Annotated in this window: 23 protein-coding genes; 16 read left to right on the top strand and 7 right to left on the bottom strand. The window is 71.7% G+C overall.

Annotated elements, in window-relative coordinates; all coding sequences use genetic code 11:
• Positions 1-3: 3 nt before the first annotated feature.
• Positions 4-258, bottom strand: a complete 255-nt coding sequence (locus N4G70_RS20130; RefSeq protein ID WP_261714065.1) for a MoaD/ThiS family protein — start codon at positions 256-258, stop codon at positions 4-6.
• A 33-nt stretch (positions 259-291) separates the two neighbouring features.
• Complete coding sequence (locus N4G70_RS20125) at positions 292-1,110, bottom strand: alpha/beta hydrolase (protein WP_261714064.1); 819 nt, start codon at positions 1,108-1,110, stop codon at positions 292-294.
• Between the two features lie 312 nt (positions 1,111-1,422).
• On the opposite strand from N4G70_RS20125, the gene N4G70_RS20120 reads away from it, so the two are divergent.
• The 5 genes from N4G70_RS20120 to N4G70_RS20100 all read left to right on the top strand — a co-directional run bounded on the left by N4G70_RS20120 (position 1,423) and on the right by N4G70_RS20100 (position 6,908).
• Complete coding sequence (locus N4G70_RS20120; protein ID WP_120722254.1) at positions 1,423-2,190, top strand: response regulator transcription factor; 768 nt, start codon at positions 1,423-1,425, stop codon at positions 2,188-2,190.
• Positions 2,191-2,301: 111 nt separating this feature from the next.
• Positions 2,302-3,324, top strand: a complete 1,023-nt coding sequence (locus N4G70_RS20115) for a LacI family DNA-binding transcriptional regulator (protein WP_261714063.1) — start codon at positions 2,302-2,304, stop codon at positions 3,322-3,324.
• A gap of 121 nt (positions 3,325-3,445) precedes the next feature.
• Positions 3,446-4,645 carry a trypsin-like peptidase domain-containing protein gene (locus N4G70_RS37040; RefSeq protein WP_315904272.1) on the top strand — a complete coding sequence of 400 codons (1,200 nt, stop codon included), beginning with the start codon at positions 3,446-3,448 and terminating at the stop codon, positions 4,643-4,645.
• A gap of 131 nt (positions 4,646-4,776) precedes the next feature.
• Positions 4,777-5,508 carry a response regulator transcription factor gene (locus N4G70_RS20105; RefSeq protein WP_261714062.1) on the top strand — a complete coding sequence of 244 codons (732 nt, stop codon included), beginning with the start codon at positions 4,777-4,779 and terminating at the stop codon, positions 5,506-5,508.
• Between the two features lie 5 nt (positions 5,509-5,513).
• Positions 5,514-6,908 (top strand): sensor histidine kinase, encoded by a 1,395-nt coding sequence (locus N4G70_RS20100; protein WP_399036277.1) that lies wholly within the window; start codon positions 5,514-5,516, stop codon positions 6,906-6,908.
• Positions 6,909-7,528: 620 nt separating this feature from the next.
• Here N4G70_RS20100 and N4G70_RS20095 read toward each other — a convergent pair.
• The gene (locus tag N4G70_RS20095; RefSeq protein WP_261714061.1) at positions 7,529-9,343 is read right to left on the bottom strand and encodes a bifunctional UDP-sugar hydrolase/5'-nucleotidase; all 1,815 of its coding nucleotides are present in this window, start codon (positions 9,341-9,343) and stop codon (positions 7,529-7,531) included.
• 209 nt (positions 9,344-9,552) lie between these two features.
• Between N4G70_RS20095 and mshD the strand changes: the two genes are divergently transcribed.
• The 8 genes from mshD to pstB all read left to right on the top strand — a co-directional run bounded on the left by mshD (position 9,553) and on the right by pstB (position 19,147).
• A complete protein-coding gene (gene mshD, locus N4G70_RS20090; RefSeq protein ID WP_261714060.1) occupies positions 9,553-10,476 on the top strand; it encodes a mycothiol synthase in 924 nt (307 codons plus the stop codon).
• A gap of 289 nt (positions 10,477-10,765) precedes the next feature.
• On the top strand, positions 10,766-12,982 hold the full coding sequence (locus N4G70_RS20085; protein ID WP_261714059.1) for an RNA degradosome polyphosphate kinase: 2,217 nt from the start codon (positions 10,766-10,768) through the stop codon (positions 12,980-12,982).
• A 100-nt stretch (positions 12,983-13,082) separates the two neighbouring features.
• On the top strand, positions 13,083-14,129 hold the full coding sequence (locus N4G70_RS20080) for a CHAD domain-containing protein (RefSeq protein ID WP_399036274.1): 1,047 nt from the start codon (positions 13,083-13,085) through the stop codon (positions 14,127-14,129).
• On the top strand, positions 14,126-14,554 hold the full coding sequence (locus N4G70_RS20075; RefSeq protein ID WP_261714058.1) for an NUDIX hydrolase: 429 nt from the start codon (positions 14,126-14,128) through the stop codon (positions 14,552-14,554). The genes N4G70_RS20080 and N4G70_RS20075 overlap by 4 nt, the downstream gene beginning before the upstream one ends.
• Before the next feature lie 263 nt (positions 14,555-14,817).
• On the top strand, positions 14,818-15,960 hold the full coding sequence (gene pstS, locus N4G70_RS20070) for a phosphate ABC transporter substrate-binding protein PstS (protein WP_261714057.1): 1,143 nt from the start codon (positions 14,818-14,820) through the stop codon (positions 15,958-15,960).
• Positions 15,961-16,097: 137 nt separating this feature from the next.
• Complete coding sequence (pstC, locus tag N4G70_RS20065) at positions 16,098-17,096, top strand: phosphate ABC transporter permease subunit PstC (protein WP_261714056.1); 999 nt, start codon at positions 16,098-16,100, stop codon at positions 17,094-17,096.
• Positions 17,097-17,246: 150 nt separating this feature from the next.
• Positions 17,247-18,323: a phosphate ABC transporter permease PstA gene (gene pstA / locus N4G70_RS20060; protein WP_261714055.1), complete on the top strand. Its 1,077-nt coding sequence runs from the start codon at positions 17,247-17,249 to the stop codon at positions 18,321-18,323.
• 47 nt (positions 18,324-18,370) lie between these two features.
• The gene (gene pstB, locus N4G70_RS20055; protein ID WP_261714054.1) at positions 18,371-19,147 is read left to right on the top strand and encodes a phosphate ABC transporter ATP-binding protein PstB; all 777 of its coding nucleotides are present in this window, start codon (positions 18,371-18,373) and stop codon (positions 19,145-19,147) included.
• Between the two features lie 121 nt (positions 19,148-19,268).
• On the opposite strand, the gene N4G70_RS20050 is transcribed toward pstB, so the two are convergent.
• Together N4G70_RS20050 and N4G70_RS20045 are read right to left on the bottom strand one after the other, a co-directional pair.
• Complete coding sequence (locus N4G70_RS20050) at positions 19,269-20,267, bottom strand: inorganic phosphate transporter (protein WP_261714053.1); 999 nt, start codon at positions 20,265-20,267, stop codon at positions 19,269-19,271.
• 7 nt (positions 20,268-20,274) lie between these two features.
• Positions 20,275-20,895 carry a DUF47 domain-containing protein gene (locus N4G70_RS20045; protein WP_053729022.1) on the bottom strand — a complete coding sequence of 207 codons (621 nt, stop codon included), beginning with the start codon at positions 20,893-20,895 and terminating at the stop codon, positions 20,275-20,277.
• Between the two features lie 221 nt (positions 20,896-21,116).
• On the opposite strand from N4G70_RS20045, the gene N4G70_RS20040 reads away from it, so the two are divergent.
• A complete protein-coding gene (locus tag N4G70_RS20040; protein ID WP_114039010.1) occupies positions 21,117-21,461 on the top strand; it encodes a metal-sensitive transcriptional regulator in 345 nt (114 codons plus the stop codon).
• Positions 21,462-21,605: 144 nt separating this feature from the next.
• On the opposite strand, the gene N4G70_RS20035 is transcribed toward N4G70_RS20040, so the two are convergent.
• Together N4G70_RS20035 and N4G70_RS20030 are read right to left on the bottom strand one after the other, a co-directional pair.
• Positions 21,606-21,824, bottom strand: a complete 219-nt coding sequence (locus N4G70_RS20035; protein WP_261714052.1) for a hypothetical protein — start codon at positions 21,822-21,824, stop codon at positions 21,606-21,608.
• Positions 21,825-22,018: 194 nt separating this feature from the next.
• The gene (locus N4G70_RS20030) at positions 22,019-22,810 is read right to left on the bottom strand and encodes a hypothetical protein (RefSeq protein WP_261714051.1); all 792 of its coding nucleotides are present in this window, start codon (positions 22,808-22,810) and stop codon (positions 22,019-22,021) included.
• Positions 22,811-22,899: 89 nt separating this feature from the next.
• On the opposite strand from N4G70_RS20030, the gene N4G70_RS20025 reads away from it, so the two are divergent.
• Both N4G70_RS20025 and N4G70_RS20020 read left to right on the top strand, forming a co-directional pair.
• Positions 22,900-23,070: a hypothetical protein gene (locus N4G70_RS20025; RefSeq protein WP_261714050.1), complete on the top strand. Its 171-nt coding sequence runs from the start codon at positions 22,900-22,902 to the stop codon at positions 23,068-23,070.
• A gap of 91 nt (positions 23,071-23,161) precedes the next feature.
• Positions 23,162-24,718 (top strand): FAD-binding oxidoreductase, encoded by a 1,557-nt coding sequence (locus tag N4G70_RS20020; RefSeq protein ID WP_261714049.1) that lies wholly within the window; start codon positions 23,162-23,164, stop codon positions 24,716-24,718.
• The last annotated feature ends 14 nt before the right edge of the window (positions 24,719-24,732 follow it).

The following is a 24,732-nucleotide window of genomic DNA, read 5'->3' as shown; positions in this document are numbered from 1 at the left end:
GGGTCACCCTCCTGCGAACGGCGGGAGCACCTCGACCGTGCCGCCCTCGGCAAGGCGTACGGTCTCATGCTTCCGCTTGCCGACGGGGTCACCGTCGACCAGGAAGGAGCATCGGCGCAGGACGCGCGTGAGCTCTCCGGGGTGCCGTTCGCGCACCGCGTCGAGGGCTTCGGCCAGCGTCTCCGCCGCGTACGGCTCGTCGGCGACACCGGCGGCGGACTTGGCCGCGGCCCAGAAGCGGATGGTTCCCGCTGCCATGGTCAGGCTCCTTTCGTCGCCCTCCATGATGGGCTACCCGGCGGGCCGCGCGGCGATCAGCCAGGTGGCGATCCGCCCGAGGAGCTCGTCACCGGCCGCGTTCTCGGCGTGCCCCATGCCCTTTTCCAGCCACAACTGCGCAGGTCCGGCCGCCGCCAGCATGTGGGGGTGGTCCACCGGGAAGTACGGGTCGCGGTCGCCGTGCACGATCAGCAACGGGGTCGGCGCGATCAGCGGAACCGCCTCGACGGGCGAGAGCGGCACCGGGTCCCAGTCCTCGGAGTGGATCCGGGTGGCGAAGCCGACGCGGCCCACGAGCCGGCCGGACCGCCGGGTGATCAGCCAGTGCACCCGCCGCATGGGGGCCGTCCCCCGGTAGTACCAGCGCGCGGGCGCGCTGACCGCCGCCACTGCTTCCGTGCGCCCCGCGGCGCTCCCCCGATGGGTCGCCGCGTGCCGCAGCACCACGGAGCCGCCCATCGAGAAGCCGACGGTGACCACCCGGGCGTACCCGAGTGATCTCGCCCACTCGACGGCCGCCGCGAGGTCGAGCACCTCGCGGTCGCCGACCGTCGAGCGGCCGCCCGACCTCCCGTGCCCGCGGAAGGAGAAGGTGATCACGGCGGCGTACTGGGCGAAGACGGCCGCGGCCCTTCGGACGGCGGGCCGGTCGGCCGAGCCGGTGAAGCCGTGCGCGACCACGATGGCGGTGTCGCAGGCGCCCCTCGTCCAGGGGGTGTAAACCGCCTGGATCCGGACACCGTCCGACGTACGCAGGGTGGCGCGCAGAGGGCCGGGAGTGATCGAGGAAACAGCGGAACTGTGAAATCGACCCTCTGCCTCGCCATTCATGTGGGCTATTCTCCTTGGCAGAGGATCCGGGCAACGTAGCCCCCGGGTCCTTTTGTGTTTCCCGGTCGTTGTAACGGACGGGTGAACAAACGCTCACACAGGGCGTGAGGACCGGCACCACCAGCAAGCAGGACCGGCACCACCAACAGGACGGCGCCACCAGCAGGACCAGTACGAAGCAGTGCCGCAACGCCCCCCGGCTCCGAAAGAGCGGAGGGGGACCCCCCTCCGCAGGGACCGAGGAGGAAACGACGTTATGGGCAAGCGAACCGTGCACGATACGAAGCGGACAACCGGGGTAGGGGGAGCACGATGAGCTCCTTGTTGCTCCTGACCAATGCCCTCCAGCCGTCGGCGGAGGTGCTCCCCGCCCTCGGCCTGCTTCTGCACAGTGTGCGGGTGGCCCCCGCCGAGGGGCCGGCCCTCGTCGACACCCCTGGCGCCGACGTCATCCTGATCGACGGCCGCCGCGATCTGCCCCATGTGCGTTCGCTGTGCCAGCTGCTCCGCTCGACGGGTCCCGGCTGTCCGCTGATCCTCGTGGTGACCGAGGGCGGGCTCGCCGCCGTCACCGCCGACTGGGGCATCGACGACGTGCTGCTCGACACCGCGGGTCCCGCCGAGGTCGAGGCGCGGCTGCGGCTCGCGACCGGGCGCGCGCAGGCCACCTCGGACGACTCCCCGATGGAGATCCGCAACGGCGACCTCTCGGTCGACGAGGCGACGTACAGCGCGAAGCTGAAGGGGCGGGTCCTGGACCTGACCTTCAAGGAGTTCGAGCTGCTCAAGTACCTCGCCCAGCACCCGGGCCGGGTGTTCACGCGCGCCCAGCTCCTCCAGGAGGTCTGGGGTTACGACTACTTCGGCGGCACCCGCACGGTCGACGTCCACGTACGGCGGCTGCGGGCCAAGCTCGGTCCCGAGCACGAGTCGCTCATCGGCACCGTCCGCAACGTCGGCTACCGCTTCGTGACGCCGGAGAAGCCCGAGCGCTCCACCGAGGGCGCCAAGGCGAAGGCGGTCGTGGACGCGGCCACCGCCGAGGCGAAGGAGGCGGCGGCCCGGTCCTCCAACCGGTGACGCGGGCCTTCCGCCGGTGACGCGGCGGTGACGCAGCGGTAGATCACGCATGGGGTACGACCTGCGATACGGCCTGCCCAGCGGGGGGTCACCCCGCGTAGACTGCCGCGCGTGGCCAAGGTGACGCGGGACGACGTGGCACGACTTGCGGGTACTTCGACCGCCGTCGTCAGTTACGTCATCAACAACGGACCCCGGCCGGTCGCCCCGGCCACGCGCGAGCGTGTCCTCGCCGCGATCAAGGAGCTGGGGTACCGGCCCGACCGGGTCGCCCAGGCGATGGCGTCGCGGCGTACCGACCTCATAGGAATGATCGTCCCGGACGCGCGCCAGCCGTTCTTCGCGGAGATGGCGCACGCCGTCGAGCAGGCCGCGTCCGAGCGCGGAAAAATGGTCCTGGTCGGCAACTCCGACTACGTCGACGACCGCGAGGTCCACTATCTGCGGGCCTTCCTCGGCATGCGGGTCGCCGGTCTGATCCTGGTCAGCCAGGGCCCCAGCGAGCGGGCCGCCGCCGAGATCGACGCGTGGGACGCCCGCGTGGTGCTGCTGCACGAGCGGCCCGAGGCCATCGACGACGTGGCGGTGGTGACCGACGACATCGGCGGCGCCCAGCTCGCCACCCGTCACCTGCTCGAACACGGTCATGAGTACGTCGCCTGCCTCGGCGGGATCGAGTCGACGCCGGCCGTGGGCGACCCGGTGGCCGACCACGTCGAGGGCTGGCGCCGGGCGATGCTGGAGTCCGGCCGCTCCCTGGAGGGCCGCCTCTTCCAGGCCCCGTACAACCGTTACGACGCCTACCAGGTGGCCCTGGAGATCCTCGCCGGGCCGCGGCGGCCGCCAGCCATCTTCTGCGCCACCGACGACCAGGCGATCGGCGTGCTGCGGGCCGCCCGCGAGCTGCGCATCGACGTGCCGGGCGAGCTGGCCGTGGCGGGCTTCGACGACGTCAAGGAAGCGGCCCTCACCGATCCCCCGCTGACCACGATCGCCTCCGACCGGCCCGCGATGGCGCGGGCCGCGGTGGATCTGGTCCTCGACGACGCGCTGCGGGTCGCGGGGTCGCGCCGCGAGCGTCTCAAGCAATTCCCCTCGCGGCTCGTCGTCCGCCGGTCCTGCGGCTGCGGCTGACCCGCCCACACACCGTTCCCCGGGCGCCGCGAGGCGTCTTTATTTCGGGCAAACGCGGTTCTGCCGGGCTTCTTACCCGGTCCTCAGACTGCTCTCATCATCCGTGGCGAAGGTCATAGACATGACCGAGAGCCCCCGCCACAGCGGCGAGTACCCCGAGCAGCAGCCGATCCACTCTGACGAGTCCTGGCAGCGAGCCAAGGACGACGCCCGGCGAGAGGCCGAGGCCTACGCGGGCGCCTATCCGCCGCCGCCCCCGTACCAGCCGGCCACGCCGATGCCCGGCCACGCGATGCCCGCCACCGCGGGCGAGCCCGGCGCCCCCCGGCCCCGGCGCGCCAAGCGCTCCGTCGGCCTGATCGCCGCCGTCGCCATCGTCGCGGCGGCCATGGGCGGCGGCACCGCGAGCGTCGTCGAGCACTACGTCGGCCACGACAACGCCTCCGTCAGCTCCGGAGTCAGCGGCACCAACGCCTCCCACAGCACCAACGGCACCGTCTCGGGTGTCGCCAAGGCCGTGATGCCGAGCATCGTCGAGATCAACGCGACGTCCGGCTCGGGCGAGTCGACCGGCGCCGGCGTGATCATCACGGCGGGCGGCGAGATCATCACCAACAACCACGTCATCGCGGGCGCGACCTCGGTCAAGGTCAAGCTCAGCAACGGCAAGAGCTACACCGCCAAGGTGGTCGGCACCGATCCCGACAAGGACCTCGCCCTGATCAAGCTGGACGGGGCGAGCGGCCTCAAGCCCGCCTCCCTCGGCGACTCCGGAAAGATCGCGGTCGGCGACCAGGTCGTGGCCATCGGCTCCCCCGAGGGCCTCACCGGCACCGTCACCAGCGGCATCGTCTCCGCCCTCGACCGCGATGTCACCGTCGCCAAGGAGCAGGGCAACCAGGGACAGGGCAACCAGGGACAGGGCAACCAGGGACAGGGACAAGGGCGTCAGGGGCGCGGCCAGGGCGGGTGGCCGTTCGAGTTCGGCGGCCAGCAGTTCAACGGCGACACCGGCTCCTCCAAGACCACCTACAAGGCGCTCCAGACCGACGCCTCGCTCAACCCGGGCAACTCCGGCGGCGCCCTCATCGACATGAACGGCAACATCATCGGCATCAACTCGGCGATGTACGCGCCGAGTTCGGGCGGCCAGAGCGGTTCGACGGCGGGCAGTGTCGGGCTCGGCTTCGCCATCCCGATCAACACCGTCAAGTCCGACCTCGCCAGTCTGCGCGGCGGCGGCAGCGGCGGCGCCGACACCGGGGGCTCCGCCAACCAGGGCGGCGACACCTCCGCCGACCCCTTCAGCGGCAGCTACTGACACCCGCCCCGGCCGGTACCGGTACCGGCTGACACCCACCGGGGCCGGGTGGCAGGACCCCCCGCGTCACACCGTCCGCGTGCGAGGCTGATGCTCCGAGCCGGCAGAGAGACAGAAGAAGGAACCCGCTCATGAGCCCCGCCGATGACGACCCGCAGCGCATCCTGATCGTCGACGACGAGCCCGCCGTCCGCGAGGCGCTCCAGCGCAGTCTCGCCTTCGAGGGGTACGGCACCGAGGTCGCCGTCGACGGCCTGGACGCCCTCGCCAAGACGGAGGCGTACCGGCCCGAGCTGATCGTCCTGGACATCCAGATGCCGCGGATGGACGGGCTCACCGCGGCCCGCCGGCTGCGGTCGGGCGGCTCCACCACGCCCATCCTGATGCTGACCGCGCGGGACACGGTCGGCGACCGCGTCACCGGGCTCGACGCGGGCGCCGACGACTACCTGGTCAAGCCGTTCGAGCTCGACGAACTCTTCGCCCGCATCCGGGCGTTGCTGCGCCGCAGCTCGTACGCGGTCGATGCCGGGGCGACCGGTCAGGACGCCGGGAACGTGCTGACCTTCGCGGATCTGCGGATGGACCTGTCGACCCGCGAGGTCACCCGCGGCGACCGGGTGGTGGAGCTGACCCGCACCGAGTTCACCCTCCTGGAGATGTTCCTCGCCCACCCCCGCCAGGTCCTGACCCGCGAGCAGATCCTCAAGGCGGTGTGGGGCTTCGACTTCGAGCCCTCCTCCAACTCCCTGGACGTGTACGTCATGTACCTGCGCCGCAAGACCGAGGCGGGGGGCGAGCCGAGGGTGGTACACACGGTGCGGGGCGTGGGGTACGCCCTGCGGCCGGGCGGCGCGGAGTGAACCGTCTGGTCCGCCGCTACCGTGCCATGCCGCTCCGCTCCCGCCTCGCCCTGCTGGTCGCCACGGCGGTCGCGATCGCGGTGGCGGCGGTCTCGGTCACCTGCTGGCTGCTGACCCGGGCCCAGTTGCGCGAGGAGCTCGACACCACGCTCCGCAACACCAGTGCGCCCGCCAGCCTGGTGCAGGCCGCCCTCCAGTCCTGCCTCGCGGACGGCAGCCTGCCGCCGGGGAAAGAGCCGTTCGCCTACATCCAGGTGGTGCTGCCGGACGGCACCCGCTGCGTGGCACCGGACTCGCCGCCCGTGCGCGTCACGTCCCAGGACATCGCGGTGGCCCGCAACGTCAAGGCCGAGGCCCTGCACAGCAGCACCACCGACGACGGCATGGACGTACGGGTGCACACCCAGCGCCAGGAGTTCGCCGGGCGCTGGGCCACCGTCTCGCTGTCCCGCTCGCTCACCGAGATCGACTCCGCGCTCAACCGGCTCGCCCTGCTCCTGACGGGACTGGCCGGCATCGGCGTCGTCGCGGCCGGCGCGGCGGGGCTGTGGGTGGCGCGGACCGGGCTGCGGCCGGTGGACAAGCTGACCGGTGCCGTCGAGCACGTGGCCCGCACCGAGGACCTCACCGTGCGCATCCCCGTCGAGGGAGAGGACGAGATCGCCCGGCTCTCCCTCTCGTTCAACGCGATGACCGCGGCGCTCGCCTCGTCCCGGGACCGGCAGGCGCAGCTCATCGCGGACGCGGGCCACGAGTTGCGTACGCCGCTCACCTCGCTGCGTACCAACATCGAGCTGCTCGCCAGGAGCGAGGAGACCGGGCGGGCCATTCCGCCCGCCGACCGCAAGGCGCTGATGGCGTCCGTCAAGGCCCAGATGACCGAACTCGCCGCCCTCATCGGCGACTTGCAGGAACTCTCGCGTCCAGACGCGGTCCGTGAAGGTCCCCTGGAGGTGGTCGGGCTGCACGACATCACCCGGGTCGCGCTCGACCGGGCCCGGCTGCGGGGACCCGAGCTGACGATCACGGCGGAGCTCGCGCCCTGGTACGTACGGGCCGAGCCGGCGGCGTTGCAGCGGGCGGTGGTGAACGTGCTGGACAACGCGGTGAAGTTCAGCCCGCCGCACGGGGCGATCACGGTCACCCTGGACCGGGGGGTGCTCTCGGTGCGGGATCACGGGCCGGGGATCCCCGCGGAGGATCTTCCGCACGTCTTCGAACGGTTCTGGCGCTCTCCCTCGGCTCGGGCGCTGCCGGGGTCGGGGCTGGGGCTTTCCATTGTGGCGCGGACGGTTCGGGGGGCGGGGGGTGAGGTTGTACTGGGTCCCGCGGAGGGGGGTGGCACGCTGGCCACCCTCACCCTGCCGGGCGCGGCCTCCCCGCCCCCGGGTCCCCCCTGACCCCGGGGGTCCTCCCGCCACCCGTACAGCGGCCTCGGCCGCCCCCGACCCCCTGGGGCTCCGCCCCAGACCCCGGGGCGTTCTCCCACCCGCCCGCCCGTGCGGCGGGGCTGGAGGGTTCCGGCCCACCTGGGGCTCCGCCCCAGACCCCGAGGCACCTCGCCCACCCACCCGCCCGTAAGCGCAGGGTTGGAGGGTGCCGGGACCTCTGGGGCTCCGCCCCAGACCCCGTATCGCGCCTGAACGGCGCTCGTCCTCAATCGCCGGACGGGCTGAAGGTGCCCCAGCACCGAGCAGTTAAGGGGCGCGGGGAACTGCGCGAGCAGCGACCTCGGTCCGCAGGGTCGAGAGGGTTGAGGGGCGCGGGGAACTGCGCAAAGAGCGACCACGGCCCGCAGGAGCGAAAGGGGTTAGGGGCGCGGGGAACTGCGCGAGAAGCGACCACGATCCGCAGGGTCGAGCGGGGTTAGGGGCGCGGGGAACTGCGCAAAGCGGGGCGTCGGCCGCAGGGCACGGCGGGGGCGCGGGCGCGGGAATCGCGCGAGGTGGCCGCCGCCCGGGCAATGGCGAGGGGGCGCCGGGATGCGAGCGACCCGCGTCCGCGACGCCCCGCCGCACGGCTACTTCAGCACCGCGATACGACCCCCCACCGGCGGAGCCATCGGCGCCGACGCCGAGGAGTTCGCCGCCAGGTACGCGTCGAGGACGTCCAGGTCCGACGCCCCGACCAGCTTGTTCGTGCCGACCAGCGCCGGGAACCCGTCACCCCCGCCCGCGAGGAACTCGTTCATCGCGACCCGGTACGTCTTCGCGGGGTCGATCGCCACCCCGTTCAGCTTGATCGTGTCGACGACGACCCGCGCCGCCCCGGACTTGGTCAGGTCCAGCGTGTACGTCAGGCCCCTGGAGACCTGGAGGATCTTGGGGTCGGCCGCGTTCGCGCCGCTGACCTGCTGCTGGAGCGCGGTGATGAGCTTCGCTCCGGTCAGGTCGACGACGTTCATCATGTTGGTGAACGGCTGGACCGTGAACGCCTCGCCGTAGGTCACGACCCCGTCGCCCTCGGCGCCGCTCGCCTTGTACACGAGGTCGGAGCGGATGCCGCCGGGGTTCATGAGGGCGAGTTGCGCGCCGCCCTTGTCGGGGGCGGAGAGGCCCGCGAGCTGGGCGTCGGCGATGAGGTCGCCGAGCGGCTTCTCGGGGGCGTCCGAGCCGCGCCCGTTGATGTCGGCCGAGATGAAGCCCTGCGGCCGGTTGGCCACCGGCGCCGCCAACGCGCCCCAACGGGCGATCAGTTGGGTCATGTCGGCCGCCTTGGCCTGGTCCCGGCGCACGATGTGGTTCGCGGACCTCGGGGACCGTACCGCCGTGCGCACGATGTCGTTGGTGCGGCGGTCGTAGGTCAGCGTCGTGTCCGTGTACAGCTTGCCGAAGGAGGCCGCCGAGGTCACCAGGCGCGGGTTGCCCGCCGGGTCGGGGATGGTGCAGACGTACGCCTGGTGGGTGTGGCCGGTGACCAGGGCGTCCACCTTCGGCGATATCCCCTTGGCGATGTCGACGATGGGGCCCGAGACGCCGCTGCCGGGCCCGTTGGTGTCACAGCTGTCGTTGTACGCGTTGGTGACGGGCATCCCGCCCTCGTGGATCAGCGCGACGATGGACTTGACGCCCTGGCGGTCCAGTTCCTTGGCGTACTTGTTGATCGTCTCGATCTCGTCCGCGAACTTGAGGCCCTTGACGCCGGAGGCGGTGACGACGTTGGGGGTGCCCTTCAGCGTCACGCCGATGAAGCCGATCTTGACGCCGTTCTTCCTCCACACCGTGTACGGCTTGAGGATCGGCTTGCCGGTCTTCTCGCTCGTCACATTGGCCGCGAGGTAGGGGAAGTCCGCACCGGGGAACTTCTTGCCCTTCTCGTAGCAGCCGTCGGTGGGGTGGCAGCCGCCGTTCTGCATCCGGGCGAGCTCGGTGGCGCCCTCGTCGAACTCGTGGTTGCCCACGGCCGTGACGTCCAGCTTCAGCTTGTTGAGCGCCTCGATGGTCGGCTCGTCGTGGAACATCCCCGAGAGCAGCGGGCTCGCGCCGATCATGTCGCCGCCGGCCGCGGTGACCGAGTACGGGTGGCCCTGGCGGGCGGTGCGCAGCGACGTCGCGAGGTACTCCATGCCACCGGCCGGCACCGACTTGGTGGTGCCGTCGGCCTGACGCTCCGTCACCGCGCCCGCGGAGCCCGCGGGGGGCTCCAGGTTGCCGTGCAGGTCGTTGAAGGACAGGAGCTGGACGTCGACGGTGCGGTCCGGCTTCGGGTGGTGTCCGTGTCCGCGGTCGTGCGCGTCAGCGGGCATCGCGGCGACGAGCGCTCCGACGGTGGCGAGTCCGGCGGCCCCCGCCCACATTCGTGTGGCCGCACGCTTCATGTGGGGTTTCGCTGGCATGTGTTCTGTGTGTCCCCTGTGAGAGTCCGGGTGGAGTCCCGGCGCAGCCTAAGGTCAACGCGCGTAGCGCAACAGGGGGTGGCGGGTCACGAGCTGATTGCCGTTGGGTTCGGGTACGCGTCCGGGGCGGGCTCCCCCGGGACTCCGCCCGGCGAACCCGGCCCGCACCCACCTCCGTTCACGAGGGCCTCCGCCGTACCCTCGTACCCATGACAGACGCAGCCGCCCCCGTTCCGTCCTCCCGCGACATCCAGACGCTCGACGAGCTCAGCCACTCCCAGGCGCGGGACGTCCTCGACCTGCTCGCCGAAGCCGGCCGCGCCGACGGGCAGCAGGCGGTCTCCGAGCAGGGGCGGCTCCAGTTGCGCGGGGGCCGGCGCGAGGGAGTGCGGCATTTTCTGCTGACCCTGGGCGATGTGCTCGCCGGGTACGCCCAGCTGGAGGACACCGACCCCGTCGAGGCGCCCGCCGCCGAGCTGGTGGTGCACCCCGCGCACCGCGGCCAGGGGCACGGCCGGGCGCTGGGCAGCGCGCTGCTCGGGGCGACCGGCAAGCGGCTGCGGGTGTGGGCGCACGGCGGCCACTCGGCGGCGCGTCATCTCGCCCAGGTGCTTGGCCTGACCCTCTTCCGTGAACTGCGCCAGCTGCGGCGGCCGTTGAGCCCGCTGGACATCGCCGAGCCGGTCTGGCCCGAGGGCGTCACCGTCCGCGCCTTCGCGCCGGGCGAGGACGACGCGGCCTGGCTCGCGGTGAACGCGGCCGCCTTCGCGCACCACCCCGAGCAGGGGTCGCTCACCCAGCGCGACCTCGACGACCGCAAGGCCGAGCCGTGGTTCGACCCGAAGGGCTTCCTCCTCGCGGAGCGGGACGGCGAGCTCATCGGCTTCCACTGGACCAAGGTGCACGCCGAGGAGCAGCTGGGCGAGGTGTACGTGCTGGGGATCCGGCCGGACGCCCAGGGCGGCGGCCTCGGCAAGGCGCTGACCGCGGCGGGCCTGCGCCACCTCGCCGCCGAGGGCCTGCCCACCGCCATGCTGTACGTCGACGCCGACAACACCGCGGCGCTCAACGTCTACGAGCGCCTCGGCTTCACCACCCACGAGGTGGACCTGATGTACCGCGCGGAGTCCTGACCCACCCGCGGAGTCCCGACCCACCCGCGAATTCCTGACAACTCCTGACGCGACCGAGCCAAGGCCCCGCCCCCTGAGGCGCCCCGCGGCGCCCCAGGGCCCGGGTCCGCTTGCCCGCACGCCATGTCCTCGTAACCATTTATTCAGACACGCTTGCGACGCTCGCGTAATGAAGCCGCCGGCGCTCGCCTCCCGGAACGGACCAGTTCCCCCACCCGGCACCAGCCGGGCCCTCACTCCCGCCCTCTCCGACGCGCTGGAGAACCCCGGTGCGCGGAACAATGGGGACATGAGCCAGCAGCCCAGCGCCGAAGTCCCGCCCCAGCCGTCCGTCGGTTCCATAGCCGGGCACCGGCCGCACACCCTGGCGGCCGCCGTCTCCGACCTGGAGCCGGACATCGACGCGGACCTGGACGCCTACGAGGACGAGAGCGAGGGCGACGAGCTGCCCTCGGGCCGCTTCCTGGACCGCGAACGCAGCTGGCTCGCGTTCAACGAGCGCGTGCTGGAGCTCGCCGAGGACCCGTCGACCCCGCTCCTCGAACGCGCGAACTTCCTGGCGATCTTCGCCTCGAACCTGGACGAGTTCTTCATGGTCCGGGTGGCCGGCCTCAAGCGCCGCATCGCCACCGGCGTCGCCACCCGCTCCGCCTCCGGCCTCCAGCCCCGCGAGGTCCTCGACCTGATCTGGACGCGCTCGCGCGAGCTCATGGCCCGCCACGCCGCCTGCTACCAGCAGGACGTCGCCCCGGCCCTGGCCGACGAGGGCATCGACCTGATCCGCTGGCCCGAGCTCACCGAGAAGGAGCAGGCCCGCCTCTTCACCCTGTTCCGGCAGCGGATCTTCCCGGTCCTGACGCCGCTGGCCGTGGACCCCGCGCACCCCTTCCCGTACATCTCGGGGCTCTCGCTCAACCTCGCCGTGGTGGTGCGCAACCCCGTCTCGGGCCACCGCCACTTCGCGCGGGTGAAGGTCCCGCCGCTGCTCTCCCGCTTCCTGGAGGCCTCGCCGCAGCGCTACGTCCCGCTGGAGGACGTCATCGCGGCACACCTGGAGGAGCTGTTCCCCGGCATGGAGGTGCTCGCGCACCACATGTTCCGGGTGACCCGCAACGAGGACCTCGAAGTCGAGGAGGACGACACCGAGAACCTGCTCCAGGCGCTGGAGAAGGAACTCATGCGCCGCCGCTTCGGGCCGCCGGTGCGCCTGGAGGTCGAGGAGTCCATCGACCCCTACGTACTCGACCTGCTGGTACGGGAGTTGAAGGTCTCGGACGCCGAGGTCTACCCGCTGCCCGGCTCCCTCGACCTGACCGGTCTCTTCGGGATCGCCGCGCTCGACCGGCCGGAGCTGAAGTTCCCCAAGTTCATCGCGGGCACCCACCGCGACCTGGCCGAGGTCGAGTCGGCCTCCGCGGCCGACATCTTCGCGGCGGTCCGCGAGCGCGACGTGCTGCTCCACCACCCCTACGACTCGTTCTCCACCTCGGTGCAGGCCTTCCTCGAACAGGCCGCCTCCGACCCGGACGTGCTCGCCATCAAGCAGACCCTGTACCGGACGTCGGGCGACTCGCCCATCGTGGACGCGCTGATAGACGCGGCCGAGTCCGGAAAGCAGGTGCTCGTCCTCGTCGAGATCAAGGCCCGCTTCGACGAGCAGGCCAACATCAAGTGGGCGCGGAAGCTGGAGGAGGCCGGCTGCCATGTGGTGTACGGGCTCGTCGGCCTCAAGACACACTGCAAGCTCTCCCTCGTGGTGCGCCAGGAGGGCGAGGCGCTGCGCCGCTACAGCCACGTCGGCACCGGCAACTACCACCCCAAGACGGCCCGGCTCTACGAGGACCTGGGGCTGCTGACCGCCGACCCGCAGGTCGGCGCCGACCTCTCGGACCTCTTCAACCGGCTGTCCGGATACTCCCGCAGGGAGACCTACCGCCGGCTGCTCGTGGCCCCCAAGTCCCTGCGGGACGGCCTGGTCGCCCGGATCAACAAGGAGATCGCCCATCAGCACGCCGGGCGGCCCGCGCACGTCCGCATCAAGGTCAACTCGATGGTCGACGAGGCCGTCATCGACGCCTGTTACCGGGCGTCCCAGGCGGGCGTGCCGGTGGACATCTGGGTGCGCGGCATCTGCGCCCTGCGCCCCGGAGTCGCCGGCCTCTCGGAGAACATCCGGGTACGGTCGGTCCTCGGCCGCTTCCTGGAACACTCGCGGGTCTTCATCTTCGGCAACGGCGGCGAGCCCGAAGTCTGGTTCGGCAGCGCCGACATGATGCACCGCAACCTCGACCGCCGTATCGAGGCACTGGTCCGGGTCGCCGACCCGGCCCACCGCGCGGCCCTGAGCCGGCTCCTGGAGACCGGGATGTCGGACACCACCGCGTCCTGGCACCTGAGCGCCGACGGGAACTGGACCCGGCACTCGGCCGACGCCGAGGGACAGCCGCTGCGGAACGTACAGGAGATGCTGATAGACGCCCGGAGGCGCCGGCGTGCAACGCCCTGAGAACACCGCCCGGCCGGCGCCCGACGCCCCGGCCCCCGACCCGCTGGGGCGGGCGGCCCACGCCCCGCACCCGGGCACGCAGACACGGGGAGTCCACGCCCTGAACCCGGACCAGCAGGGCCCGGCCGACCACGCCCTGTCCCCCGACGTCCATACGCCCGCGGCCCACGCGTCGGCCGGCGAGGTGCTGGCTCCCTATCTGCACGCCCGGGCCGGGGACTTCCTGCGGGGGCTGCGCCACCACCAGGAGGCGGGGTCCGACAGCCGCTCGGCCGAGGAGGCCGCCCGCGCGCTGCGCTCCGCCGCCCGCCGCGTCAGCGCCACCCTGTACACCTTCCGCCCGCTGCTCGACGCCGCCTGGGCCGACCAGCTGCGCGGCGAACTGGGCTGGCTTTCGGCCACGTTGGCGGCCGAGCACTCCTGCTCGGCCCGGCTCGCCCGGCTCCTGGACGCCCTGCACCGGCTCTCCGGCACCCGGGTGCCGCCGCCGCGCGGGGACACCGGCACCCTCACCGTGGGAGCCGCCCGCGCCGGAGCCCTGCTCGACCGGCAGCTCACCCTGACCCGCACCCGGGCCCACTCGGCGGCGCTCCAGGCGCTCGGCTCCTCCCGCTTCCACGCGGTGGCGGACGCGGTCGCGCTGCTCGCCGGGGAGGTTCCGCTGGCGTCCGCCGCCTCGGCCCAGGCCGCCGAGGTGCTGGTGCCGGCCGCCCTCGACGCCGAGGAACGGCTCCAACGGGCCGTCGCCGCACTGCCGTTGGCCCGCGCGGCCCATCCGTACAACGCCGAGGCGCTCGGCCAGGAGAGCGAGCGCCAGGACGGTCCCTGGCATCAGGTGCGGCTGCTGTTGCGGCTGCACCGGTACGCGCGGGAGGTCCTGGACCACCGGCCCGGCGAGCCGGAGCGCCCCGAGCGTACGGCCGCCGCCGGGGTGGCCCTGGACCGCCACCGGGACGCCGCCGAAGCCGCTTCCGCCGCGGCCGCCGCCGCCCGCACCCCCAAGATCGCCCCGGCGACCGCGTACGCCCTCGGCGTGCTCCACGCCGACCAGCGGCACGAGGTGGAGGCGGCCCGCTTCACCTTCCAGCGCGTCTGGCAGCCTGGGGCGGTGACCACAGCACCGGCGGCGACCCCGGCCGCATCATGAGCACCGCACCCGACGGAACCGTCCTGGCCGCGGGCTGCGTCCTGTGGCGCCGCTCCCCGTGGGGCGACGGAGCCCTGGAGATCTGCCTCGTACACCGGCCGAGGTACGACGACTGGTCGCATCCCAAGGGCAAGCTGAAGCGGGACGAGGAGCCGCTCGCGGGCGCCCTGCGCGAGGTCCTGGAGGAGACCGGCTTCCGGTGCGTGCCCGGCGCGGCCCTGCCCACCGTCCATTACACGGACGGCCAGGGCCGCCCCAAGCGCGTCGACTACTGGGCCGCCGAGGCGGGCGAGGGCCGCTTCACCGCGAACGACGAGGTGGACCGGCTGCTCTGGCTGCCCCCGGCCGCCGCCCACCACCGCCTCACCCAGCCCCGGGACCGCCAGCTCGTCCTCGCGCTGCTCGACGCGCTGAACCGCGCCTGAAACCGGTCCGGGCCCGGCCCAAGGGGGGCACGGGGCGGGCGCGTGCCGGGTCGGGACCGGCCCGCGGAACACGGACCGATAACGGTCGGCACCGCACTGCCCGCCACGGTTCACCTTCCGTTAACTCTCCCCCGCCGACCGCTTCACCTGTTCTGCCTAATTTCGGCCTTACACGGTGCACGGCATCCCGCCTCACCGCCCATCCAGCGCACGCCGCCGTACAACGAACGGACCCCGGCGGCTCCCGGAAGGAACACCCGACAGTGAAGCTTCAGCGCAAGAACCGGCTCCGCGCCACCGCCCTCGGCGTCATCGCCGTGTCCAGCGCCCTGGCCCTCACGGCGTGCGGCAGCGACAACAACAGCGGCGGCGGGAGCACGGGCGGCGGCGGCGCGACCACCGGCGCGGCCTCCAGCGTGAAGTGCGACGGCGCCAAGGGCCAGCTCCTGGCCTCCGGCTCCTCCGCCCAGAAGAACGCCATGGACCTGTGGGTCAAGAACTACATGGCGGCCTGCAAGGACGCGCAGATCAACTACAAGGCCTCCTCCTCCGGTGACGGCATCGTCGCGTTCACCCAGGGCACGGTCGGCTTCGCGGGCTCGGACTCGCCGCTCAACGCCCAGCAGGTCGAGGACTCCAAGAAGGTCTGCACCGGCGGCGGCCAGGGCATCAACCTGCCCATGGTCGGCGGCCCGATCGCGATCGGCTTCCACGTCGAGGGCGTCGACACCCTGGTCCTGGACGCGTCCACGATCGCCAAGATCTTCAACGGCAAGATCAGCAAGTGGAACGACGAGGCGATCGCCAAGCTGAACCCGAACGCCAAGCTCCCGGACCTGGCGATCCAGGCCTTCCACCGCTCCACGGACTCCGGCACCACCGACAACCTCACCAAGTACCTCTCCGCCGCCGCCAAGGCCGACTGGCCCTACCCGCCGGCGAAGAAGTGGGCCGCCTCCGGTGGCCAGGCCGCCTCCGGCTCGGGTGACGTCGCCGCCCAGGTCAAGCAGGTCAACGGCGCGATCGGCTACTTCGAGCTCTCCTACGCCGCCTCGCAGTCCATCAAGACGGTCGACATCAACACCGGCGCCTCCGCCCCGGTCAAGGCGACCGCCGAGAACGCCTCCAAGGCCATCGCCGCCGCGAAGATCGCCGGCACCGGCAAGGACCTGGCGCTGAAGCTCGACTACACCACCAAGGCCGACGGCGCCTACCCGCTGGTCCTGGTCACGTACGAGATCGCCTGCGACAAGGGCAACAAGCCCGCGACGCTCGCCGCGGTCAAGTCCTTCCTCTCCTACACCGCCGGCGCCGACGGGCAGAAGCTGCTCACCGACGCCAGCTACGCGCCGATCCCGGCCGAGATCAACGCCAAGGTCATCGAGACGGTCAACTCCCTCTCGTAAGGCCACAGTTGGACCGCCGGGCCGAAGACCCGGCGGTTCGCGTGGGGCGGGGGCCCCGATCCGGCCCCCGCCGCACACCATCCGGTGCACCGCCGCCAGGGAACCCGTCCGGTTCCCGCCCACAGACCGGAAAGACCATGGCTTCTTCCATAGTTAGCGACACACCGCCACCCGCTCCCGGCTCCTCTTCCGCCCTGCGCACGGCTGCCACCGGCCGCGCGGGCGACAAGATCTTCCTCGGGCTCTCCCGGGGCTCGGGCATCCTGCTGCTCGTCGTGATGGCGGCCATCGCCGCCTTCCTCAGCGTCCGCGCCGGCATCGCGATCTCGCAGGACCAGGGCAACTTCCTGACCACCTTCGACTGGAACCCGGCCGGCTCGCCGCCCGCGTTCGGCATCGCGGTCCTGCTCTTCGGCACCGTCGTCAGCTCGGTCATCGCGATGGCCATCGCGGTCCCGGTCGCCGTCGGCATCGCCCTGTTCATCTCGCACTACGCGCCGCGCAGGCTGGCCGCGCCGCTCGCCTACGTCGTCGACCTGCTCGCCGCGGTGCCCTCGATCGTCTACGGCGTCTGGGGCGCCCTGTTCCTGGTGCCCTACCTCGGCGGCCTCAACGAGTGGCTCGACACCTACATGGGCTGGATGTTCGTCTTCGAGAAGACCGAAGTCGGCGTCGCCCGCTCGATGTTCACCGTCGGCATCCTGCTCGCCATCATGATCCTGCCGATCGTGACCAGCGTCAGCCGCGAGGTCTTCCTCCAGGTCCCGCGCATGAACGAGGAGGCCGCCCTGGCCCTCGGCGCGACCCGCTGGGAAGTCATCCGCCTGTCCGTGCTGCCCTTCGGCCGCTCCGGCGTCATCTCCGCCTCGATGCTGGGCCTGGGCCGCGCGCTCGGCGAGACGATGGCCGTCGCCACGGTCCTCTCCCCGAGCTACGTCCTGTCGCTGCACGTCCTCGACCCGGGCGGCGGCACCTTCGCGCAGAACATCGCGGCGAAGTTCGACGAGTCCAACCAGCTCGGCCGGGACGCCCTGATCGCCTCCGGTCTGGTCCTGTTCGTCCTCACCCTGCTGGTCAACGGCGCCGCCCGCATGATCATCGCGCGCCGCAAGGAGTACTCGGGGGCCGCCGCATGAGCGCCGACCGCACCCGGGACGTCCCTACCGCCGCCCCCGAAGGGAGCCCCGCATGAGCGCCGCGCTCCCCCGGGGGACAGCCCCCGGACACCCGGCCGCAGCCCACCGGCGCCGACCCCGCCCGAACCTCCGCCCCGAAGGGAGCCCCGCATGAGCCACGCAGTCGTCCAGGACGCCCGGCCGGCCACCCCGGCCCCCCGCAAGGGCAGCCTCAGCCACCGTGCCCTGCCGCGCTGGGCGGGGGCCGGCTTCGCGGCCGTCTCGATCGCGCTCGCCGTCGGCATCGGCCTCGCCTTCGACCTCCACAGCAAGGTGCAGTGGGGCCTGATCGCGGCGCTGCTGTTCATCCTCGTCTCGTACGCGGTCACCACGGCCGTCGAGAACAAGCGGCAGGCCAAGGACCGGGTGGCGACCTCCCTGGTCTGGGTCTGCTTCATCCTCGCCGTGATCCCGCTGGCGTCCCTGCTGTGGACGACGATCGGCCGCGGCACCAAGGTCCTCGACGGGTACTTCCTGTCCCACTCGATGGCCGGCGTCCCCGGCTTCGAGACCGGCGGCGGCGTCTACCACGCCCTGATCGGCACCCTGGAACAGGTCGGCCTCGCCACCCTGATCTCGGCGCCGCTTGGCCTGCTGACCGCGGTCTACCTGGTGGAGTACGGCAAGGGCGCGCTCGCCAAGAGCGTCACCTTCTTCGTGGACGTCATGACGGGCATCCCGTCCATCGTGGCCGGCCTGTTCATCCTGACCCTGATGCTGATGTTCGAGCTCCAGCCCTCGGGCTTCATGGGCTCGCTGGCGCTCGCGATCCTGATGATGCCGGTCGTGGTGCGCTCCACCGAGGAGATGCTCAAGCTCGTCCCGAACGAGCTGCGGGAGGCCTCCCTCGCCCTCGGCGTGCCCAAGTGGCGCACCATCGTGAAGGTGGTCCTGCCGACCGCGATCGGCGGCATCACCACGGGCGTCATGCTCGCGATCGCCCGCATCGCCGGTGAGACCGCCCCGATCATGCTGCTCGTCTTCGGCAGCCAGCTGATCAACACCAACCCCTTCGAAGGCGCCCAGTCCTCGCTGCCCTTCTACATCTGGGAGCAGTACCGGGTGGGCAGCGACGCGGCGTACGACCGCGCGTGGGCCGGGGCCCTGGTCCTGATCGCCTTCGTCATGATCCTCAATCTGGTGGCTCGCGGCATCGCCCGCTGGAAGGCCCCCAAGACCGGTCGCTGACGCGACCCCCTCAGCGACCAGTCCTCCCGAAAGACAGTGAGCTAGCCATGGCCAAGCGAATCGACGTATCCGGCCTCTCCGCCTACTACGGCGCCCACAAGGCGATCGACGACATATCGATGACCGTCGAGCCGCGCTCGGTGACCGCCTTCATCGGCCCGTCCGGCTGCGGCAAGTCGACGTTCCTGCGCACCCTGAACCGCATGCACGAGGTGACCCCCGGCGGCCGTGTCGAGGGCAAGGTGCTCCTGGACGACGAGAACCTGTACGGCTCCGCGGTCGACCCGGTGGCGGTGCGCCGCACGGTCGGCATGGTCTTCCAGCGCCCCAACCCGTTCCCCACGATGTCGATCTTCGACAACGTGGCGGCGGGGCTTCGCCTGAACGGTAAGTTCAAGAAGAGCGAGCTGGCCGACGTGGTGGAGAAGTCCCTCAAGGGCGCCAACCTCTGGAACGAGGTCAAGGACCGCCTCAACAAGCCCGGTTCGGGCCTCTCCGGCGGCCAGCAGCAGCGCCTGTGCATCGCGAGGGCGATCGCGGTGGAGCCGGACGTCCTGCTGATGGACGAGCCGTGCTCGGCCCTCGACCCGATCTCCACCCTCGCCATCGAGGATCTGATCGGGGAGCTGAAGGAGCGCTTCACGATCGTCATCGTGACGCACAACATGCAGCAGGCGGCCCGCGTCTCGGACCGTACGGCCTTCTTCAACCTGGCGGCCGTCGGGCAGCCCGGCAAGCTGGTCGAGCTCGACGAGACCGCGCGGATCTTCTCCAACCCCTCCGTGCAGGCCACGGAGGACTACATCTCGGGCCGCTTCGGCTAGGCCCGCCCCCGACCGTCTGCGGTGCTGCATGGCGGTGCCACCGCACGACGAAGGGCCCGCCTCCCTCAGGGGAGGCGGGCCCATTGCCTTGTACGGGTGTCGCTCTGTACGGCTGCCGGGGCTAGCCGAAGAAGAGCTGCACCACGAAGTAGCTCACCGCGGCGACCAGGGCCGCCGCCGGCATGGTGATGAACCAGCCCAGGATGATGTTCTTGGCCACGCCCCAGCGCACCGCGTTGACCCGCTTGGTGGCGCCCACACCCATGATCGCCGAGGTGATCACATGCGTGGTGGAGATCGGCGCCTGGAACAGGAACGACGACCCGAACATGATCGAGGCACCGGTGGCCTCCGCCGCGAAGCCCTGCGGCGGGTCCAGCTCGATGATCTTGCGGCCCAGGGTGCGCATGATGCGCCAGCCGCCCGCGTACGTGCCGAGCGACAGCATCGCCGCACACGCGAACTTGACCCAGATCGGGATCTCGTCGCCGGCGGACTGCACATCGGCGATGGTCAGCGCCATCACCACGATGCCCATGGTCTTCTGCGCGTCCTGGAGGCCGTGCCCGAGCGCCATGCCGGCCGCCGAGACGGTCTGCGCGATACGGAATCCGCGCTTGGCCTTGTGCGGGTTCGACTTGCGGAACAGCCACAGGATGGCGCACATCACGAGGTAACCGGCGATCAGGCCGATCACCGGCGAGATGAACATCGGGATGACGACCTTGTCGAGCACACCGGACCAGTACACGGTGGTCCCGCCCGCGAGCGCCGCGCCGACCATGCCACCGAACAGGGCGTGCGAGGACGAGGACGGCAGCCCGAAGTACCAGGTGACCAGGTTCCAGATGATCGCGCCGACCAGCGCCGCGAACAGGATGCCCATGCCCTTGTTGCCCTCGGGCGTGGAGATCAGGCCCTTGCTCACCGTCTTGGCGACGCCGCTGCCGAGGAAGGCACCGGCGAGGTTCATCACGGCGGCCATCGCGAGCGCGGCCCGGGGGGTGAGCGCCCGGGTCGACACCGAGGTGGCGATGGCGTTCGCCGAGTCGTGAAAGCCGTTCGTGTACGTGAATCCGAGCGCGACGCCAATGGTCACGATCAACGCAAAGGTGTCCATGACTGGGTCAGGACTCCTTGACGGCGATGGTCTCCACCGTGTTCGCCACGTGCTCGAACGCGTCCGCCGCCTCTTCGAGTACGTCCACGATCTGCTTGAGCTTCAGCACCTCGATGGCGTCGTACTTGCCGTTGAAGAGGTGGGCGAGCAGCTTGCGGTGGATCTGGTCGGCCTGGTTCTCCAGGCGGTTGACCTCGATCCAGTACTCGGTCAGGTTGGACATCGTGCGCAGGTTGGGCATCGCCTCGGCGGTCAGCACGGCCGCCCGGTTGAGCACCTCGATCTGCTGCTCGACGCCCTTGGGCAGCTCCTCCACGTTGTAGAGGACGACCAGGTCGACGGCCTCCTCCATGAAGTCCATGATGTCGTCGAGGCACGAGGCGAGGTTGTAGATGTCCTCGCGGTCGAACGGCGTGATGAAGGAGGAGTTGAGCTGGTGGAAGATCGCGTGGGTGGCGTCGTCGCCCGCGTGCTCCGCCGCCCGCATACGCTCCGCGATCTCGGCCCGGGACGCGGAGTCCGCTCCGAGCAGTTCCATGAGGAGCTTCGAGCCCGTGACGATGTTGTCCGCTGATGCGGAGAACATGTCGTAGAAGCTCGTCTCCCTGGGGGTCAGACGAAAGCGCACGTGGGGTCCTCGGAGTGCTTGGGATTCGGTCAGGCTGATGCTAGGCGCATCATCCGGCCACGGCTAACCGGCGTTCCTCAGTGTCGCCCATCGGGCACAGTGATCAGCACGGACCCCCGCCAGGGGGGCCGGAAATTCGTTACCATATACCCATGAGGGGTATCAAGCCCCTTGCCGCACAAGGCAGCCACTTGGCACATGAAGGACAACGGGAGGACGCGATGACGACCACCGAGGCAGCCGGCCCCCCGGTCGAGCCCCCCCTGACCGATCACGACCACGGCGTGCACGGCTACCACAAGCAGAAGGACGAGCACCTCAAGCGGCTGCGCCGGATCGAGGGGCAGATCCGCGGCCTCCAGCGCATGGTCGACGAGGACGTCTACTGCATCGACATACTCACCCAGGTCTCCGCGTCCACCAAGGCCCTCCAGTCCTTCGCCCTCCAGCTCCTGGAGGAGCACCTGCGCCACTGCGTGGCGGACGCGGCGGTCAAGGGCGGCGACGAGATCGACGCCAAGGTCGAGGAGGCCACCAAGGCCATCGCCCGCATGATGCGCACCTGACTCCCCCGCCCCGTCCGGCGCGGGCGCCCCACGCCCGGGCGCGGCGGAACCAGCCCCGGCCGCGCCCGAAAGGCACCGCGCCCAAGGCGCCGCGCCCGAAGACGTCGCGCCGCCGGCACCGCGACGGCGGCGGCCCGCCGGGCTTCAGGGCCGGGCGCTCCCGCGACCGGCCACCCCGCAGGACCGTTCCGCCGACTGCCCGGCACCGGACTGACCCACGTTCAGCACCTCGTCGATGAGGTCCGGGCTGAGCCGGTCCCCCTCGGCGGCGGACGCCGCGATCATCAACTCACCGCACAGTTCGATCTCGACGAGGGCCACGTGGTCCTGGACGGTCGCACCGCGAAGCGAAGCCACGCACATCACCTCTTCCTCGACCTCTTCCCACCGGTCGTCGCTCGCTGCCGTTCGCTCGGTCGGTTCGCTCGCTCGATCTGTTCGCCGGGTCTGCTGCCTCGTCGGCTTCCCAGCGTAGGGAGAGGGGCAGGGACCGCGCATGGCACGGACGGACCATTTCCGCCACCACCGGCCCCCCTGAGGGGGCCATGTCTGGCTGATTACGGCTGGATCTTCCCGTCGAAGATGTCCCGCGCGTCCGGCAGCCGTACGTTCACGGCCGTCCCGAACGCGTACAGCAGCGTCGTCGAGGCGACCGCGACGGGCCGGCCGCGGTTGACGTAGCTGAACTGCTGGCGCACCTTGCACAGCCGTCCCGCCGCGTCGAAGTACGCGTCGAACGGCACGACCGCTCGGGAGAACCCTTTCGTCACCGAGGCGGGCAGCGCCGCGCTTCCCCGGTAGTGGCGCACCGACACCCCCGCGAGGTCCTCCTCGCCGACGTACGTCACGTCCTGGGCGCCGCGCAGCAGGGCGGCGGCCGCGTACGGCTCGGTGGCGCCGCCCGTCACCAGGTTGCCGTCCGGGAGCGTGGTGGTGTCGACGCGCACCCACTTGTCGGCGGGCACCCCGGCGCCCCGGTTCTTCATGTAGAGCGCGCCCGGCGCGAGGAGTTCGGTGAGCGGCCGCCGCTCCTCGGTGCCCTTGGCGTCCTGGGGCAGCAGCACCGTCAACTCCCCGGTTCTGCGCCGGAAGTCGTACGTGCCCATGCCCCGGATCGTGACCCGGGTGCCCCCGGTGGCCATCTCCATGGAGGTGGTGGCCCGCGAACTCCCGGCCGCCACCAGCCGATCGGCCGCCGCCCGCACCAGCGCCGCCGGATCGGGCGCGGACCCGCTCGCGATCTCCGCACTGCTTCCGCCGCACCCTGCGACGCCCGCGATCACGCCGCCCACCAGCGCGGCGGCCACGATCGCACCCGCTCGCCCGGCTCCGTGCCGTTGCACCACCATCGCCGCCGAACCCCCAACGCCCTTGGACTGGCCCGTACCTCCTAACGACCGCGGTACGGCCCCCGTCACGCCCGCAGTACGGTGGTGAGGTGTCCCACCAGACCTCCCTCACGGAGCGCGGCAGCTTCGCCGTGGCCCGTTGCTCCTGCGGCTGGGCCGGTCCGGCCCGCCGAAGCCGCGACAGAGCCCGCCTGGACGCCGAGACCCACGCCCTCGCGCTTCCCCCTCCCCCCGCTCCCCCGGACCCCGTCGACGCCTGAGGCGGCGCCCGTCGCGGGCGGCCGGTTCGGCGTGGGGCTGGGCGGGGAAGAAGCGGGCACAGCGCCCGCCCCACGCCCTCCGGGAGCCCCCATGCGCCGCCGCACCCTCCTGACCGCCGCCACCGGCGCCGCGGCCGCGCTCACCGCCTCCGCGTGCGGCGCCTCCGGGCACCCCGAGCCCACGCCGACCCCGACCGCGACCCGCACTCCGTCCCCGAGCCCCCCGGCGCCCGCCGACTGGAACGCGCTGGCCCACTCCCTGGAGGGCAGGCTCGTCCGCCCCGGCGACGCCGACTACGCCACCGCCCGCCAGCTCTACAACACCCGTTTCGACGGCCAGAAGCCGGACGCCGTCGCCTATGTGGCCCACGCCGCGGACGTCCAGGAGTGCCTGTCCTACGCCCGCGCCCACCACACCCCGGTCGCCGTCCGCAGCGGGGGCCACGACTACGCGGGCTGGTCCTCGGGGACCGGGCGCCTGGTGATCGACGTATCGCGCCTGAACACGGTCGGCGCCGACGGCACCATCGGCGCGGGCGCCCGCCTCCTGGACGTCTACACCGGCCTCGCGCGCGGCGGGCGCACCATCCCCGGCGGCTCCTGCCCCACGGTCGCCGTCTCGGGCCTGGCCCTGGGCGGCGGACACGGCGTCACGGCCCGCGCCTACGGCCTCACCTGCGACAGCGTGACCTCGATCGACCTCGTCACCGCCGACGGACGGGAACTGACGGCCAGTCAGCACCAGAACCCGGACCTGTTCTGGGCCCTGCGCGGCGCGGGCAACGGCACCTTCGGCGTGGTCACGGGCTTCACCTTCCGTACGCACCAGGCGCCCCGCGGGGTGACCGCCTTCCTCACCTGGCCCTGGCGGCACGCGCGCGGGGTGATCGAGGCCTGGCAGGAGTGGGGCCCCGACCAGCCGGACGAGATCTGGTCCGCGGCCCATGTGGCGGGCGCGGTCGGCGGGGCCGATCCGACCGTCAACGTCGCCGCGTTCTCGATCGGTTCCTACGGCGATCTCCAGAACGCCCTCGACCGCCTCGCCGACCGGGCGGGCGCCCCCGCCTCCACGGTGGCCCTGCACCGCACCGGATTCCAGGACGCGATGCTGCTGTACGCGGGGTGCTCCACCTTCAGCCAGGCCCAGTGCCATCTGCCCGGCACGACCCCGGGCCGCTCCCCGCAGGGGGTGCTCCAGCGCGAGACGTACGCCGCGAAGTCCGACTTCTACACGAAGGCGCTCCCCGAGCCTGGCGTACGCCAACTCCTGTCATCCGCCGAGGAGTTCACCCGCATCGCACCCGGCGACAACGGAGGCGGCGGCACCCTCGTGCTCACCGCGCTCGGCGGCGCGATCAACCGGGTCGCCCCGGACGCGACCGCCTTCGTGCACCGCACCTCACGGGTGCTCGCCCAGTACATCGCCTCGTGGGTCCCCGGCACCCCCGGCACCACCCAGCAGTCCTGGCTGGCCCGTACCCATGACGCGATGCGCCCCTACGCCTCGGGCGCGGCCTACCAGAACTATCCCGACCCCGCGCTCAACGACTGGCGTACCGCCTACTACGGCGCGAACGCGGGGCGCCTGGCGCAGCTGAAGCGGCAGTACGACCCCGGCAGGCTCTTCGACTTCCCGCAGGCGCTGTGACGCGCAGGCGGGTC

This window comes from Streptomyces sp. ASQP_92, from assembly GCF_025399895.1.
Classification (GTDB): Bacteria; Actinomycetota; Actinomycetes; order Streptomycetales; family Streptomycetaceae; genus Streptomyces.
This window is presented reverse-complemented; position numbering and strand designations above follow the sequence as displayed.